The sequence below is a fragment of the Brevibacterium sp. 91QC2O2 genome (assembly GCF_024580695.1).
GTDB classification, from domain to species: domain Bacteria; phylum Actinomycetota; class Actinomycetes; order Actinomycetales; family Brevibacteriaceae; genus Brevibacterium; species Brevibacterium moorei.
This window is the reverse complement of the sequence record NZ_JANIJY010000024.1, coordinates 1-15852: the sequence shown is the minus strand read 5'-3', so window position 1 is coordinate 15852 and position 15852 is coordinate 1. Positions and strand designations below refer to the sequence as shown.

The window sequence follows — 15852 nt, the reverse complement described above, 5'->3', positions numbered from 1 at the left end:
CGCATTCTCCCCGACCGGGCTGTACCGGGCCTGGACGTCGGCTGCCGGGCACGGGTCCACCTTGTAGACTCGGGGGGTGTCTCTTCGCGGTATCTCCTCTGCCCTGTCGGCCCTTCCTGACGTAGCGGCCGCAACCCACGCGCTCGACTCCGATCCGCAAGGCGGTGAGATCGACGCGGTCAAGGGCCTGTGGCCATATCTGATCGCGGCAGCCGGGCGCGCCCATCCGGTCCTGGCGGTGACCGCCACCGGGCGCGAGGCCGAGGAACTGGCCGCGGTCCTGCGGGGGATGTACCCGCCGGAGGAGATCGCGTTCTTCCCCAGCTGGGAGACCCTGCCCCATGAGCGTCTGTCCCCGCGCTCGGATACCGTCGGCCGACGCCTGTCCGTGCTCCGGCGCCTGGCCCATCCGGACGATGGCGGGGCGATCCGCATCACCGTCGCCCCGATCCGCGCGGTCGTCCAACCACTGGTACAGGGACTCGGCGAACTTGCGCCCGTCGAACTGGCCGCCGGCGACACCGCTGACCTGGCCGATCTGGCCGAGCGCCTGTCCGGTCTGGCCTATTCGCGCGTCGACATGGTCTCGCGCCGCGGCGAATACGCGGTGCGCGGTGGCATCCTCGATATCTTCCCGCCAACGGACGACCAGGCCCTGCGCGTGGAGTTCTTCGGTGATGAAGTCGACGAGATCCGGCCGTTCTCCGTGGCCGATCAGCGTTCGCTGCCGGTGGCCGAGGGTGCGGTCTATACCCTGTGGGCCCCGCCGTGCAGGGAGGTGCTGTTGACCCAGGCCGTGCGCGACCGGGCCCGCAGCCTGATTCCCCGGATCCCGGCGGCCGCAGATCTGCTGGAGAAGGTCGCAGATGGGATCGCGGTGGAGGGCATGGAGTCCCTGGCCCCGGTCCTAGCCGATGGGATGGAGCCGCTGCTGGCCCGCATGGCGGGCGACACCAGAGTGGTCGTGATCGATCCGGAGAAGGTTTCCGCGCGCGCCGCGGACCTGGTGGCCACCACCGAGGAGTTCCTGGCCGCCGCCTGGTCGGCCTCGGCAGCGGGCGGGCAGGCCCCCGTCGACCTGTCCGCGGCGAGTTTCAGGACCCTGGCCGAGACCCATGAGGCCGCCGGGGTGCTGGGCCTGCCGTGGTGGAACATGGGCGGATTCGCCAAGGATCTGGAACTGCTGGGGGCCGACGACACCGTTGTCCAGATCGGCGCACGCGAACCCCGCGGCTACGCCGGCGATGTCGAAGCGGTGCTGGCCGATGTCCGGACGCACGTGCACGACGGCTGGAACGTCTACGTGCTCACGGAGGGTCGGGGCCCCGGCGAGCGCCTGGTCGAGGTGTTCAACGAAGCGGATCTGCCCGCCACCCTGGTGACGGATCTGCCCGAACCTGGTACGCCGGGCACGGTGACGGTGACCACGGCGGCTCCCTTCGCCGGTTTCGTCTTCGACGCCGCGGGCCTTGCGGTGCTCACCGAGGCCGAGGTATTGGGCCGGGCCGCTGCCGTGTCCACCCGGGATATGCGGCGGTTGCCTGCGCGGCGCAAGCGCAATCAGGTCGACCCACTGGACCTCAAACCCGGTGACTACGTCGTGCACGAACAGCACGGGGTCGGCCGGTTCGTCGAAATGGTCAAGCGCACGGCCGGGCGCGGCAAGCAGCAGCACACCCGCGAATACCTGGTCATCGAGTACGCGCCGAGCAAGCGCGGACAGCCAGGTGACCGGCTCTATGTGCCCTCCGATGCGCTCGACCAGGTCACCAAGTACGTCGGCGGCGACGCCCCGACCCTGAACAAGATGGGCGGCTCTGACTGGTCGAAGACGAAGTCCAGGGCGCGCAAGGCGGTCAGGGAGATCGCCGGCGAGTTGGTGCGTCTGTATTCGGTGCGCCGGGCCACCAAGGGCCACGCCTTCGCCCCCGACACCCCGTGGCAGCACGAGCTCGAGGACGCCTTCGCCTACAACGAGACCCCGGACCAGTTGACGACCATCGACGAGGTCAAGGCCGATATGGAATCGCAGGTGCCGATGGACCGGCTGGTCTGCGGCGATGTGGGCTACGGCAAGACCGAGGTTGCGATCCGTGCTGCGTTCAAGGCAGTGCAGGACGGCAAGCAGGTGGCGGTGCTGGTGCCGACCACCCTGTTGGTCCAGCAGCACTACGACACCTTCTCCGAGCGCTATGCGGGCTTCCCCGTGACGGTGGGGCGTCTGTCGCGCTTCCAGAGCACGGCCGAGTCCAAACAGGTCAAGGAGGACTTGGCCGCCGGCAGGCTGGACGTCGTGATCGGCACCCACCGGCTGCTCTCCGGGGAGATGAAGTTCAAGGACCTGGGGCTGGTCATCGTCGACGAGGAACAGCGTTTCGGCGTGGAACACAAGGAAACGCTCAAGGCGATGCGGCTGGACGTCGATGTGCTGTCCATGTCCGCCACCCCGATCCCGCGCACCCTGGAGATGGCGGTCACCGGGATCAGGGAGATGTCCACACTGGCCACGCCCCCGGAGGAGCGCCACCCGGTGCTGACCTATGTGGGCCGCTACGAGGACAAACAGGTGCGCGCCGCGATCCGCAGGGAGATGCTGCGCGAGGGCCAGGTGTTCTTCATCCACAACCGGGTCCAGGACATCGAACGGGTCGCCGGGCACCTGGCCGAACTCGTGCCGGAGGCGCGAATCGCCGTGGCACACGGGAAGATGAGCGAGTCCCGCCTCGAACAGGTGATGGTGGACTTCTGGGAGAAGCGCTACGACGTGTTGGTGTGTACGACGATCGTGGAGACCGGTATGGACATCTCCAATGCCAATACCCTCATCATCGACCACGCCGATCGCCTGGGTCTGAGCCAGCTGCACCAGTTGCGCGGGCGGGTGGGGCGCGGGCGCGAACGCGCCTACGCCTACTTCCTCTATCCGAACGACCTGCAGCTGAGCGAGACCGCCCACGACCGGCTGGCCACCCTGGCCGCCCACACCGAGCTGGGAGCGGGCATGCAGATCGCGATGAAGGATCTCGAGATCCGCGGGGCCGGCAACCTGCTGGGCGGCCAGCAGTCGGGCCAGATCGAGGGCGTGGGCTTCGACCTGTACGTGCGCATGGTGGGCGAGGCGGTCGCCAACCTCAAGGACGAAACGGTCGAGGAGGCCCCGGAGATGCGGGTCGAACTCCCCATCGACGCACACCTGCCGCAAGATTACGTCGACCACGAACGCCTGCGCCTGGAGGCCTACCGGAAACTGGCCGGGGCCACCAGCGAGGCCGACATCCAGGACGTGCTGGCCGAACTCACCGACCGTTATGGGCCCTATCCCGAGGCCGTGGCGGTGCTGGCCGATATCGCCCGACTGCGCATCCGCGCCAGGGCCTCGGGCGTCAACGAGATCGTGGCACAGGGCAATTTCATCCGCTTCGGGCCGGTCGAGCTGCTTGACAGTCAGTTGGTGCGCCTCAAACGGCTCTACCCCAAGACGCTGATCAAGCCGGCGATCCGCTCGGTGTTGGTGCCCAAACCGCAGGCCGGCAGTGGCTTCGACAAGTCGGACCTGGTCGACGGGCCGCTCATCACCTGGTGCATGTCGTTCCTCGACGCGATTCTGCCGGTCGAGGCCGCGGAAGCGGCCTCGTGAGGGGGCCGCAGACGGGGACCCCAGGCGAGGAACCGACGGCGCCCGGAGCGGAACCCGCCGGTGAAGTCCGCTGGGAGCGCCCGGATACGGGGGCTCTGGACCTGGCCGGCGTGATGGCCTACCTGCGGGCCCGCTGCCCGTGGGCCGCGGCGCACACCCACGCCAGCCTGCAGCGCTACCTGTTGGAGGAGGCCTATGAACTCCTGGCGGCCCTCGATGGCGGAGATGCAGAGGAGATCGAGGGCGAACTGGGCGACGTGCTCTATCAGGTGATCTTCCACGCAGCCCTGCTCGACGAGTCCCACGGGCTGGCGCAGGGGGAGACCCTGCACCGGGTGGCCGGGCGGCTCAAGGCCAAGCTGATCCGCCGTCATCCGCACGTCTTCGACTCCGATGGGCCCGTCGAATTGGCCGAGGTCGAACGCCGGTACGAGGCGATCAAGGCACAGGAGCGGGCCGAACGCGCTGCGGCCACGGGCGGCACCGCGGATACCGGAGCCGAGGCGGGCGGCCGGGGTACTGCGCTCGCGGACTCCTTCGCCTCGGTCCCGGTCAGCCTGCCGGCGCTGACCCGGGCGCAGGCCGTGCTCGACCGCTGCCAGCGGCTGTCCGTGCCGGCAGTCGATCCGGGAACGTCACCCACCGGTGCACCGGCGGAATCCGCGGTAGCGCCGCCACCTGGCGCGGGGGATACGCCGGAGGACTTCGGCGCCCAGCTCTTCGCCCTGGTGCGTCGTGCAGGAACAGCAGGAGTAGATGCAGAGGCCGCACTGCGCGCCCACACCGCACGCGTCGAGGCCGCCAGCGTCGCCGCGGCGGGCCCGGTGGGCGAGGGAGCGGGCGGGAACGGGGCCGGCGTGCACTAGAGTTGGTGGTGCACGTGCCCGTGCGTGCCACTCCTGGTAGCGGACGGGAAGTATCCTCACACACTTTGGAGCATTCATGGCAGAGATTATTGCGGCCAATGCACGCGAGATCCTCGATTCCCGTGGCAACCCGACCGTTGAGGTCGAGGTCCTGCTGGAAGACGGCGCGATCGGTTCGGCCGGTGTCCCCTCCGGCGCCTCGACCGGCGAATGGGAGGCCTTCGAGCTGCGCGACGGCGATGCGCAGCGCTATAACGGCAAGGGCGTGCAGAACGCCGTGGTCTCCGTGCTCGACGAGCTCAACGATGCGATTGCCGGACTCGAAGCCGATGAGCAGCGGATCCTAGACCAGACCATGATCGATCTGGACGGCACGGAGAACAAGAAGCGCCTGGGCGCCAACGCGATCCTGGGCGTGTCCCTGGCGGTGGCCCGTGCCCAGGCCGCCTCCGTGGACCTGCCGCTGTTCCGCTACCTGGGCGGGCCCAACGCCCACGTGCTGCCGGTGCCGATGATGAACATCCTCAACGGCGGTTCGCACGCGGACTCGAATGTCGACATCCAGGAGTTCATGATCGCCCCGATCGGCGCGGCGACCTTCCGCCAGGCCCTGCAGTGGGGCGCTGAGGTCTACCACGCGCTGAAGTCCGTGCTCAAGGCCCGCGGTCTCTCGACAGGGCTGGGCGATGAGGGCGGCTTCGCGCCGAACCTCGAATCCAATGCCGCGGCCCTGGACCTCATCATCGATGCGATCCGCGAGGCCGGCCTGACCCCGGGTCAGGACATCGCCCTGGCCCTGGATGTGGCCTCGAGCGAGTTCTACTCCGATGGCTCCTACACCTTCGAGGGCGAGCAGAAGTCCGCCGAGGAGATGGCCGCCTACTATGAGTCGCTGCTGGAGACCTACCCGCTGGTGTCCATCGAGGACCCGCTGGACGAGAACGACTGGGCCGGCTGGGCCCATCTGACCGAGAGGATCGGGGCCCGCGTGCAGATCGTCGGCGACGATCTGTTCGTGACGAATCCGGAGCGTCTGCAGCGCGGGATCGATGAGGGTGCGGCGAATGCCCTGCTGGTCAAGGTCAACCAGATCGGCACGCTGACCGAATCGCTGGACGCAGTGGAACTGGCCCAGCGCAATGGCTACCGCTGCATGATCTCGCACCGCTCGGGCGAGACCGAGGACACGACGATCGCGGACCTGGCAGTGGCGACCAACGCCGGCCAGATCAAGACCGGTGCGCCGGCCCGCTCGGAGCGTGTGGCCAAGTACAACCGGCTGCTGGTCATCGAGGAACTGCTCGGCGACGCCGCCCGCTACGCCGGCCGCGGGGCATTCCCGCGCTTCGCGCAGGACTGACAACGGCGTCGCGCTGTACGGCTGACACACCGGTGGAAATCCGCCACTGGTAGGGGAGGGGAAGGCAGACTTGAAGGGTCGTGCCTTCCCTTCCCCTATGCACGAGATCCGAGGTGGCCATGGCGGCGAGCAGAAAGCGCGGTCCTAGAAACTCCGCGGCCACGCGCAGACGCAGGTCCCGGTTGCCCGGTGTGCGCGCCGGCGGCCGGGCCACCTCGCGAGACGATCGGCGGCGCATCAGCCTGCGGCGGCTGATGATCATCGCCGCGTTGGCGCTGGTGCTGGTGATGTTCGTGCCGACGGTGAATTCCGGGATCAGACAGTGGCAGCGGATCGGATCGCTGGAGAGCCAGAACTCCGCGCTCGAATCGGAGATCACGGATCTGCAGGGCAAACAGGCTAAACTGAAGGACCCTGTTTACCTGGCCGGCCTGGCCCGTCAGGAACAGCAGTACGTGAAGAAGGGTGAGACCGTTTACATCGTCATCGACGAGGACGGCACATCAACGGGCGAACAGACGATCGCCCAGGCAGACAGACAGGCAAACAAGGGCGATAGCGGCCGGCCGTGGTACGTCGAACTCCTCGACTCCCTCAAGGCCGTCGGAACCGCCACGCAGGAGCAGTAGATGATCACACCGGCCACGCAGGCAGACCTCGACGTCGTTCACGAACAGTTGGGGCGCATCCCCCGCGGGGTCGTCGGCATCGCAGCGAGGGCCGTCGATGGCACGCCGCTGGTCGTGGCCACCGCGCCCCGTCTGCCGGATGGCACGCCGTTTCCCACCTCCTTCTATCTGAGCCATCCCGCATACGTCGCCGAGGCCTCGCGCCTGGAGGCCGCCGGCACCATGGCCGAATGGACGCGGGAACTGGGCGAGGACGCGGACCTGGCGGCCGCCTACGCCAACGCCCACCGGGACTATCTGGACCGCCGAGCGGCACTGGGCCGCCTGGCCGGGACCGATGACGTGCCGGAGATCAAGGACTTCTCCGCCGGCGGCATGCCGGTGCGGGTCAAATGCCTGCACGCCCTGGTCGGCCACGCCCTGGCGGCGGGCCCCGGGGTCAACCCGATCGGCGACCGCGCGATCTCGCTCATGACCGGAGTACCGGCGCCGGCCCAGGCCTCGGCGACGGGAGCAGCGGTACCGGACCCAACAGCGGCGGCCCCCGCATCGGATGATGATGCACGGGCCGAGGCGGTGAGTAGTGCCGTGCGGGTGGCCGCGATCGACTGCGGCACGAACTCGATCCGCCTGCTCATCGCCGACATCGCCGCCGGCCGGCTGAGCGATGTGGTCCGTGAGATGCGAATCGTGCGCCTGGGCCAGGGTGTCGACCGCACCGGCGCATTCGCCCCCGAGGCGCTCGAGCGGACCTTCGCGGCCTGTGAGGAGTACGCGCGGCTGATCGCCGACCACGGGGCGCAGCGCGTCCGCTTCGTTGCCACTTCGGCCAGCCGGGATGCGGCCAATCGTGAGGAGTTCTTCGCCGGCGTCCGGGAGCGCCTGGGAGTCGATCCCGAGGTCATCACCGGCGTGGCGGAGGCGGGACTGTCGTTCCTGGGCGCCACCGCGACCCTGGGCACCGGCCAGGACGCCCCGGCGGCTCCCTATCTGGTGATGGACCTGGGCGGGGGGTCGACCGAACTGGTCACGGGCACCCGGGAGGTGGACGCGGCCTTCAGCATGGACATCGGCTGCGTGCGCTTGACCGAACGCCTCCTGCGCTCGGACCCGCCGAGCGCTGCAGAGGTGGAGGCCGCGCAGGCCGCGGTGGACGCCTGGTACGACCGGGCCCTGGAAACCGTCGACGTCTCGGGTACCCGTACGATTGTCGGCGTCGCCGGCACCGTGACGACGGTGGCAGCCGCAGTCCTCGGGCTAGAGGCCTACGATCGTGCCGCCATCCACGGTGCCCGCCTGGACCTGGACGACACCGTGGCCACCTGCGCCGAACTCACAGCCATGCCGCGGGCGCAGCGTGCCGGACTGGGCTTCATGCACCCCGGCCGGGTCGACGTGATCGGGGCCGGAGCCCTGATCTTCTCCCGCCTGCTCCAGCGGATCAGTGCCCAGGTACTGGCCGCCACCGGCAGCGCGCCGGTCGTCATGGCCAGCGAGGCCGATATCCTCGACGGCACGGCGCTGCGGCTGGGACAGGACTGAGCATGCGCCCGGCATCGGGATTGTTCGCGGTCTGCGCGCTGCTGGCCGGTTGCCTGGTTCCGGGCGCGGCACTGGCCGCACCCACGGCGGGCCCGGGCCAGTGGTACATCTCCGACTACGGGATTGACAGGGCATGGAAGACCAGCACCGGCAAGGGTGTGAAGGTCGCCGTGATCGACTCCGGGATCAAGGATTCCCACGAGGATCTGCACGATACGGTGGTCGCGGCCAAGGACTTCTCCGGATCCGGCAAGGACGGCCGCACCCCGGTGGGGCCGGAGGAGACGATCAAGCACGGCACCGCGGTCGCCGGGGTGATCGCCGGCCAGGGCGTTGGAGAGGGTCCGCGCGGCGTGGCCCCGGACGCCGAACTGCTCTCGGCCTCGATGTGGCTGGGCTCAGGCGCCCCCGATGGTTCCTCCGATTCACGGACCCAGGCCGCACAGGCGGTGCGCTGGGCGGTTGACAAGGGGGCACGGGTCATCAACATGTCCCTGGGCTGGGACGATCCGGCCTGGCCCGAGTCCTGGGACGAGGCCTTCGGCTACGCCTACAGCAAGGACGTCCTCGTCGTCGCCTGCGTCGGCAACCGATCCCAGGGCGCCAGGCGGGCCTGGTCGCCGGCGACGGTGCCCGGGGTGATCGGCGTCGGCGGCCTGGGCCGGGACGGTCGCGTCGATCAGGCATCCTCTGCTCCGGGCACCTCGGTGGATCTGATGGGTCCGGCCCAGGCGATCCCGGTGCCGTTCTACCAGGGAGGTTATGCGGAGGCCGAGGGCTGCTCCTTCGCGGCCCCCGTGGTCGCGGGGGTTGCGGCACTCATCCGCAGCGCCCATCCCGACTACTCAGCGGACCAGGTCTCCGACGTGCTGCTGCATTCGGCCGCCCCGGTCAAGGGTCACAAGGGCAGGGGCACCGCCGCGCAGCCGGACCCGACGGTGGGTTTCGGACGCCTGGACCCGCTGGCGGCTCTTGCGGCTTCGCCGGCCGAGCATCCGCGCTCGGCTGCTGAGGAACTGGCCGCCTGGAGGACCATGCACCGGCGGGCCGATACGGCGCCGCAGAACACGGCGGGCGCCTCGGCCCCGGCCACCACAGCGGCCGCTACCGACACCCCGGCGCAGGCCCAGCAGGGTCGTCCGCGGGCAGTGCTGGGACCCGTCGTCCTGGCAAGCGGGATCATCGCCGCGCTGGTCTGCGCGTGCCTCGGGCTGATCCGGGTGCGCCGCGGGAGTGGTGCAGGTGCCGGGCAAAGCGCACGGATGGCAGCCGAACAGGGCGGAATCGGGGCGGAATCACCGTGTGGTCGACCCGGCGACGGACCGGCGGATTCTCGGACGTCCGAAGAATTGTGAGCTTGGAGACGACCCCGCCTGTAGCGAGCTTTGTCGATCGGACATAGAATTAGGGCATGGCTTTGATTAGAAACTCGAAACTGCGTCCCCGTATCCTCGTTGTCGGTGGTGGCTATGTTGGCCTCATCACCGCTCAGAATCTGCTGAAAGGCCTGGGCCGTGGCGAAGCCACCGTCACCGTGGTCGACCCGAACCCGTACATGACCTACGCGCCGTTCCTGCCGGAGGTCGCCGCCGGTTCGATCGAGCCGCGCCACGCCATCGTGCCGCTGCGCCGCAACCTCAAGGGTGCCGAAGTCATCACCGGTTACGTCCGCGCAATCAACCACGACAAGAAGTTCGCGACCATCGAGGCCGAAGGCGATGAGCCCTTCGAGCTCGACTACGACCAGCTGGTCATCGCCGCCGGCTCCGTGCCCCGTACCCTGCCCATCCCGGGCCTGGCCGAAGAGGGCATCGGACTCAAGCGCATCGAAGAGGCCGTCGCGATCCGCGACCACGTCCTCAACCAGCTGTCCGCCGCAGCTCTGATGGAAGACGACGAAGCCCGTCGGACCGCGCTGACCTTCGTCAACGTCGGTGGCGGCTTCGCCGGCGTCGAAGCGCTGTGCGAAATCGAGGACATGGTCCGTTCGGCCGTCGCCGAACACGAGACCCTGACCGAAGCGGATGTCCGCTTCGTGCTGGTCGAGGCCCTGGACAAGATCATGCCGGAGGTCACCCCGGAGACCGCCAAGTGGGTTGTGCAGCACATGCGCGACCGCGGCATCGACGTCTACCTGTCGACCTTCCTGCAGGACTGCACCGACAAGCACGTCAAGCTGTCCTCCGGTGAGGAATTCGACGCCGACACCATCCTGTGGTCCGCCGGTGTCAAGGCCAACCCGCTGTTGGTCGACTCCGACCTGCCGCTGGACGAGCGCGGCCGCCTGACGGTCCGCGCCGATCTGCGCGTCGAGGACGAAGACGGCAATGTCGTGGCCGATGCCTGGGGCGCCGGCGACTCCTGCGCCGTTCCGGACCTGTCGGGCATGGGCCCCGGCGGCTACTGCGTTCCGAACGCCCAGCACGCTTCGCGCCAGGCCCCCGTCCTGGCCCAGAACCTGCTGGCCGCGCTGCGCGGTGAAACCGAATTCAAGCAGTACTTCCACAAGACGATCGGTTCGGTCGCCGGCCTGGGTCTGTACAAGGGTGCTTCGAAGCTCGGCGACAAGAACCTCAAGGGCTTCCCGGCCTGGCTCATGCACCGCCTGTACCACGGCTACGCGATCCCGACCGTGGACCGCAAGGTCAAGGTCTTCGGCAACTGGATCCTCAACGCCGTCGTGGGCCGCGATGTCACCCCGCTGAAGGACGCGGACGTGCCGCGCAAGGCCTTCGTCGAGGCCGCGCACTCGAAGCCGGCTCCGCGCAAGGCTCCGAAGGACGCCCCCGCCGCGAAGTGAGCCGCTCCCGGTGAGCTGATGCCGGTGTCCTGAGCCCCGTGCTCCGAACCCGGCAAAGGGCCCGGGTGCCATCCGACTGGATGGCACCCGGGCCCTTTGCTCATGCTCAGGCAGCGGGGCCCAGGACCTTGAGGTGCCGGTCTTCGACCCGGAGCCGCCAGGACTTCTGGGCGATCGGGGTGCCGGCGGCGGTCCGGTACGCCTGCACCCTGAGGAGGGGACCGGAATCCTGCGGGGAAAGCTCTGCTTCGGCGCTGGAGCCGTCGGAGAACAGCACCACGACCTCGCCGGCGGCCGGGATCTCGGCGGGTGTGGCCGGGTCGGCCGGCCCGAGGCGGGACCCGGGGAACAGGTGACTGTGATCGGTGCGCAGCGCGGGGACGGTCTCCATGCCGGACATGCTACGCGGGCCCGGGTGCGTTAGAGTGGAACGGTACGCCCCCATAGCCCAATGGCAGAGGCAACCGACTTAAAATCGGTTCAGTGTGGGTTCGAGTCCCACTGGGGGTACCACGTTCGCCCGCCGGGCGACCTCGCTCAGGCCGCGCAGTACACCACGATCCCCAGCAGTACTGCCGCGGCCAGCACACTGCCGATGAGCACACGAGTTGCCGTCGTCGGAAGCTTCTGTCCGGTGGGCAGGGCGACTCCCACGGCCAGGGCCACGCGCGGGGGAGATGCGATGATCGCAAAGGACCCCGCGACGTTCTGCCCGGCCAGGGCCACAACCGGATTGGCCCCGACCCCTGCGGTGGCACTGGTCGTGGCCGTGGAAAACATCGCGGCCGCCCCGGTGTTCGAACCGGTGAGATAGCCGCCCAATGCTCCGATCGCCGGCACCAGAGCGGTGAAGAACGGGCCGATGTGTGCGGCGGTCCCCGCTAAGTCCTCGGCCATCCCGGTCGCCGCCATGATGATGCCGATGAGCATGAAGCCGATGGCATTGGCGGTGATCGGCACCCACGCCACGAGGCACCGTCCGGCCACGCGCACCCGCCCGCGCATGGCCCCGGGCACGGCGGACAGGGAAATGAGCGCCGCGAGGATGAGCCACACGGCGGGATTGGCGATCAGGGTGAGCAGGCCGTCCTCGATGCGCGCGGTCAGTGCCGCGGAGGCGAGCACACCACCGACCAGAACCCCGTAGGGCAGCAGCGCGCGTCCGAACCCCCGGTCGATGCTCGGCAGAGTGCCGTGGGTCAGCCGGGCGACCACCAGCAGGCCGATGATGACGACTGCCGAGGCCACGACCCCGGCCGGCGGCGTCCCGACTACGAGATTTGCCCCGGTCAGCGCCGCCCATTCGAGGACGATCACGAACCCCGCCAGCAGCACCTGCCGACCGGTGGGGCGGCCGATGACGACGGCGGTCGCCACGATCGCGCTGACGATGAGCACGGGCAGGGTTAGCAGTGCGGACCAGATACCCACCTGGTGGAAGTCCTGACCGCCCAGTTGGGCGGCGATGAGAGTGCCGGGGCCCAGGGACCCCCAGGGCACCAGGACCAGCCCGAGCAAGCCGGCGACGACCGCTTTGACGGGGCTCAGGCCCAGGCGGATCAGCAGTGGGGCGGTGATGACCACACCCAGGCCGAAGCCGGTCACCGACTCCATGAACGGGGTGAGTCCGAAGATCAGCAGGAACAGGCTGATGCTGCGGTCCTCACCCGATTCGGCCGCGGCGAGCCACTCGGCGATTCTGTCCTGGGCGCCGTTGCGGGCGGTGGTTTGGGCCAGCCCGACCCCTCCCAGCAGGATCAGGGCGACCTCGATGAGCGTCGGACCCATATTGGCAGCGGTAGCCCCCAAAGCTGAGCCGCTCAGCGGGAACGCGAGGAGGCTGCCGGCCACCGCTGTGACCAGCCCAGCACCGGCGGCCCACAACGAGGGCACACGACAGACGAGTAGGACCAGGACGACCAGGATCGGCGCCAGAGCGGTCAACAGCCTCAGTATCTCCACGTGTGCAAACTCCTTCGTGCTCCTTCTTCGTGCGAATCGAACGGCCGGCGGGTCAGTGGCCGAGGCCTGCCCGGTCGAGCCAATCCTCGATCACCCGACCGGCGGCTGCGGCGAGCCCGGGTCCATACCGCTGTGCGTCCGCGCGGATCAGCTGCGGGTCGATCCCGGCGCCGGCGAGTTCATGGGCGTGGCCGATCAACCACCGCTCGATTTTCTCCGGCTGCGCTTCGAGGTGGAACTGCAGTCCCAGCACGGCCGGGCCCAAGGCGAAGGCCTGCTGGGGGAAGCCGGGGGTCTCCGCCAGCCGCTCGGCACCGTCGGGGATGGCGAAGACGTCCCCGTGCCAGTGCAGCACCGGCACACCGTCCAGGGGCGCCAGTACCCCGGCTCTGCCGGCGGGTGTCAGGGTGAGCGGGGAGTAGCCGATCTCCGTGCGCCCGCTGGGGGTGACAGGGGCGCCGAGTGCAGCTGCCATGAGCTGTGCGCCCAGGCAGATCCCCAGAGTCGGCAGTCCGGCCTCCAGCCGGGTGGCGATGGCGGCTCTCTCCGCGAGCAGGAACGGGTACTGGCGGGTCTGGTAGGCGCCGATCGGCCCGCCGAGGATGATCATGAGGTCCGCCGCGAGCGCCTCGCCGGTGCTCAGCTCGTCTACCCCCGCCTCGCGGTAGACGATGTCGTGGCCGCGTTGGCGCAGCAGGAGTTCGATGATGCCGAGGTCTTCGAAGGCGAGGTGACGCACGACCAGGGTGCTCTGAGTCATCGGCGGCTCCTATCGGGGTGGGCGGGTTCAGTGCCACGGGCATCTGTCAGGGCATCGGCAAGGGCGTCGGCCAGGCTCTGGGCGGAGGCCTCGTCGAGGTCATGGATCGTCAGGCGCAGATGGCGCGAGGGGGCGGAGGCGGTCAGGGCGAACTCGTCGCCGGTGCGGGCCAGCCAGCCCTTGCGCATCAGCGCTTCGTGGGTGGTGCGGGCCTCGCATCCGGTGTCGAGCCACAGGTTGAGCCCGTCGCCGGCGCAAGCGGGGATGCCGTGTCGTTCCAGGAGTGCGGCGAAGGCGCGGTTGCGTTCGGCGTAGTGCTCACGGGCCCGGTCTATCGCAGCCTGGGTGTCCGCGTCGCTCAGGAGGCCCAGAGCCAGGCGTTGGAGCAGGTGGCTGACCCAGGTGACGCCGGGGGCCAGGCGTGCGCTCAGCCGTTCCGTGGTCTTCGGATCCGCGGCGATGAGGGCCAGACGCAGGTCGGGTCCCAGGAACTTGGAGACCGACCGGACCAGGGCCCAGCGCTGGTGCTCGGGCCCGACGATACTCTGGTAGGCGCTGGTGGACAGGCGGGAGAAATGGTCGTCCGCGATCACCAGCACATAGGGGTGGTCCGCGAGTACGGCCCGGAGTTCGGCGGCGCGCTGGGCGTTCAGCGAGGCCCCGGTGGGGTTGTGGGCCCTCGGCGTGCACACCACGGCTCTGGCCCCGGACCCCAATGCCGCGCGCAGCCCGTCGGGAGTCAGCCCCTGTTCGTCGACGGCCACCGGCAGGATGCGGTAGCCGGCCAGCTGGACGGTCTGCACACTCGTGAGGAAGCAGGGGTCCTCCAGAGCCACCGCATCCCCGGGAGTCAAGGCCTGTGCGAGCAGCCGTTCGACCGCGTCGACCGCGCCTGCGGCCAGGGACAGGTCGAAGGACCGGTCCAGGTCCTCGCCCAGCCAGTCGGTGGCCCAGGCGGCGAGTCCGGGGTCGATCACCGGCGCTCCGTAGAGGACGGGATCGCCGGCCGATTGCGCCAGTGCCGGTCGCAGGTCCGGCAGGAGGTGCGGATCGGGGTTGCCGTTGCCGATATCGCGCAGCACGGTGCCGGGGGAGAAGCCCTCGGTCGCGGTGGGCTGGTTCCGTGCGACCGAGGTCCCGCCTCGGCCCCGGGTGACCGCCAGGCCGGATACGGAGAGCCGCCGGTAGGCCGATAACACGGTGTTCCGGTTGACTTCGAGGGTGTGGGCCAGGTCCCGGGCGGGCGGCAGCGCATCCCCGGCCTGCAGTCTGCCGGAGTCGATGAGGCCGCGGACGCTGTCGACTATCTCATCGGCGGTGCGCCCGGAGATCTGTGGGGGTGCAGCGGCGGTCTTATTGCGCATCTGCACTCCCGCCCGGCCAGTAGTAGCTGTCGGGAGTGCTGCGCGCTCCGAAGATCGCCTGGCCCACCCGCACGACGTCGGCGCCCTCCTCGACGGCGAGCTCATAGTCGCCGGACATGCCCATGGACAGCAGACCGGGGCCGATGATCGACCATTCGATGCCCGGGTCTGCAAGGGCCGTGTGCTTGCGGGCGGCCTCCTGCACACTCGATTCATTTGGCATAGGTCAAAAGATATCACGGGCCCGCGTGTCTTACGGTATGCCGGAGTGACGGTGTGGTCGACGTGGTGGAATGACCGGGTAGCATGAGCGCATGTCCGCGTCCCCTGTTATCGAGGCGGCAAGGCCGTCGGATGTCCCCGCTATCCGCGCAATCGTCGCGGCGGCCTATGGCCAGTATGTCGAAAGAATCGGTCGGGAACCGGCGCCGATGAATGCGGACTATGCAAAGCTCGTCGGGGATGGGCACGTCGTCGTCGCCCGCCGCGATGGCGAAGTGGTGGGCATGATGGTCATGGAGCTTCACCCCGACCATCTCCATGTCGCCAATCTGGCGGTCGACCCGAAGATCCAGGGCTCCGGCGTCGGCTCGCTGCTGTTGACATACGCGGAGCACTGTGCGCGGTCGCAAGAGCGGCCGGAGATGCGTCTGTACACCAATGCGAAGATGACGGAGAACCTTGAGTACTATCCGCGGCGCGGGTTCCGTGAAACGGGTCGACATTCGGAAGACGGATTCGATCGGGTCTACTTCACCCGCGAGCTGAGGACCGAAGTCTGACGGGCGGCACGGCTGAGACAGTGCGTGATGCTCCTATAGGTTGTCAAGCCCGGTCGTGATCATGGTGGTGGTGATCGACCATGGCGAGGTGGCCTACGCGGCGAGCAGGTATTCACGGTAGGCGATGACGAAGTCATCGTCTCGGCGTTT

At 69.0% G+C, this 15852-nt stretch carries 12 protein-coding genes, 1 tRNA gene and 1 pseudogene; 9 read left to right on the top strand and 5 right to left on the bottom strand.

Features of this window, described 5'->3' with window-relative positions; all coding sequences use genetic code 11:
- Positions 1–76: 76 nt before the first annotated feature.
- The 7 genes from mfd to NQ036_RS13240 all read left to right on the top strand — a co-directional run bounded on the left by mfd (position 77) and on the right by NQ036_RS13240 (position 10834).
- The gene (mfd, locus tag NQ036_RS13270) at positions 77–3637 is read left to right on the top strand and encodes a transcription-repair coupling factor (protein ID WP_257059538.1); all 3561 of its coding nucleotides are present in this window, start codon (positions 77–79) and stop codon (positions 3635–3637) included.
- Positions 3634–4503 carry a MazG nucleotide pyrophosphohydrolase domain-containing protein gene (locus NQ036_RS13265; RefSeq protein WP_257049770.1) on the top strand — a complete coding sequence of 290 codons (870 nt, stop codon included), beginning with the start codon at positions 3634–3636 and terminating at the stop codon, positions 4501–4503. The genes mfd and NQ036_RS13265 overlap by 4 nt, the downstream gene beginning before the upstream one ends.
- A gap of 76 nt (positions 4504–4579) precedes the next feature.
- Positions 4580–5863, top strand: a complete 1284-nt coding sequence (gene eno / locus NQ036_RS13260; protein WP_257049771.1) for a phosphopyruvate hydratase — start codon at positions 4580–4582, stop codon at positions 5861–5863.
- A 119-nt stretch (positions 5864–5982) separates the two neighbouring features.
- Positions 5983–6492 (top strand): septum formation initiator family protein, encoded by a 510-nt coding sequence (locus NQ036_RS13255; RefSeq protein WP_257049773.1) that lies wholly within the window; start codon positions 5983–5985, stop codon positions 6490–6492.
- The gene (locus NQ036_RS13250; RefSeq protein ID WP_257049776.1) at positions 6493–8034 is read left to right on the top strand and encodes a DUF501 domain-containing protein; all 1542 of its coding nucleotides are present in this window, start codon (positions 6493–6495) and stop codon (positions 8032–8034) included. It abuts the gene before it with no gap.
- Between the two features lie 2 nt (positions 8035–8036).
- A complete protein-coding gene (locus tag NQ036_RS13245; RefSeq protein WP_257049778.1) occupies positions 8037–9389 on the top strand; it encodes a S8 family serine peptidase in 1353 nt (450 codons plus the stop codon).
- A 56-nt stretch (positions 9390–9445) separates the two neighbouring features.
- Positions 9446–10834, top strand: coding sequence for an NAD(P)/FAD-dependent oxidoreductase (locus NQ036_RS13240; RefSeq protein ID WP_257049780.1), 1389 nt, complete (start codon positions 9446–9448; stop codon positions 10832–10834).
- A gap of 106 nt (positions 10835–10940) precedes the next feature.
- Here the strand turns inward: NQ036_RS13240 and NQ036_RS13235 are convergent, their stop codons facing one another.
- Positions 10941–11225, bottom strand: a complete 285-nt coding sequence (locus tag NQ036_RS13235) for a hypothetical protein (RefSeq protein ID WP_257049782.1) — start codon at positions 11223–11225, stop codon at positions 10941–10943.
- A gap of 46 nt (positions 11226–11271) precedes the next feature.
- Between NQ036_RS13235 and NQ036_RS13230 the strand changes: the two genes are divergently transcribed.
- A tRNA-Leu gene (locus tag NQ036_RS13230) sits at positions 11272–11347 on the top strand.
- A 24-nt stretch (positions 11348–11371) separates the two neighbouring features.
- Here the strand turns inward: NQ036_RS13230 and NQ036_RS13225 are convergent.
- The 4 genes and pseudogenes from NQ036_RS13225 to NQ036_RS13210 all read right to left on the bottom strand — a co-directional run.
- The gene (locus NQ036_RS13225) at positions 11372–12796 is read right to left on the bottom strand and encodes an L-lactate permease (RefSeq protein WP_257049815.1); all 1425 of its coding nucleotides are present in this window, start codon (positions 12794–12796) and stop codon (positions 11372–11374) included.
- 52 nt (positions 12797–12848) lie between these two features.
- Positions 12849–13556, bottom strand: a complete 708-nt coding sequence (locus tag NQ036_RS13220; protein ID WP_257049816.1) for a glutamine amidotransferase — start codon at positions 13554–13556, stop codon at positions 12849–12851.
- Complete coding sequence (locus tag NQ036_RS13215) at positions 13553–14920, bottom strand: aminotransferase class I/II-fold pyridoxal phosphate-dependent enzyme (RefSeq protein ID WP_257049817.1); 1368 nt, start codon at positions 14918–14920, stop codon at positions 13553–13555. Before NQ036_RS13215 ends, NQ036_RS13220 begins: the two co-directional genes overlap by 4 nt.
- A pseudogene (locus NQ036_RS13210) lies at positions 14910–15053 on the bottom strand (YggS family pyridoxal phosphate-dependent enzyme); the annotation flags it as partial. The pseudogene NQ036_RS13210 and the gene NQ036_RS13215, both read right to left, overlap by 11 nt.
- A gap of 181 nt (positions 15054–15234) precedes the next feature.
- Here NQ036_RS13210 and NQ036_RS13205 point away from each other — a divergent pair.
- A complete protein-coding gene (locus NQ036_RS13205) occupies positions 15235–15702 on the top strand; it encodes a GNAT family N-acetyltransferase (protein WP_257049818.1) in 468 nt (155 codons plus the stop codon).
- The last annotated feature ends 150 nt before the right edge of the window (positions 15703–15852 follow it).

Bases quoted from the DNA above. Each gene is read 5' to 3' on its own strand.
- eno (WP_257049771.1), top strand. From the start codon at position 4,580: ATGGCAGAGATTATTGCGGCCAATGCACGCGAGATCCTCGATTCCCGT.
- NQ036_RS13255 (WP_257049773.1), top strand. From the start codon at position 5,983: ATGGCGGCGAGCAGAAAGCGCGGTCCTAGAAACTCCGCGGCCACGCGC.
- NQ036_RS13250 (WP_257049776.1), top strand. From the start codon at position 6,493: ATGATCACACCGGCCACGCAGGCAGACCTCGACGTCGTTCACGAACAG.
- NQ036_RS13245 (WP_257049778.1), top strand. From the start codon at position 8,037: ATGCGCCCGGCATCGGGATTGTTCGCGGTCTGCGCGCTGCTGGCCGGT.
- NQ036_RS13240 (WP_257049780.1), top strand. From the start codon at position 9,446: ATGGCTTTGATTAGAAACTCGAAACTGCGTCCCCGTATCCTCGTTGTC.
- NQ036_RS13235 (WP_257049782.1), bottom strand. From the start codon at position 11,225: ATGGAGACCGTCCCCGCGCTGCGCACCGATCACAGTCACCTGTTCCCC.
- NQ036_RS13220 (WP_257049816.1), bottom strand. From the start codon at position 13,556: ATGACTCAGAGCACCCTGGTCGTGCGTCACCTCGCCTTCGAAGACCTC.
- NQ036_RS13215 (WP_257049817.1), bottom strand. From the start codon at position 14,920: ATGCGCAATAAGACCGCCGCTGCACCCCCACAGATCTCCGGGCGCACC.
- NQ036_RS13205 (WP_257049818.1), top strand. From the start codon at position 15,235: ATGTCCGCGTCCCCTGTTATCGAGGCGGCAAGGCCGTCGGATGTCCCC.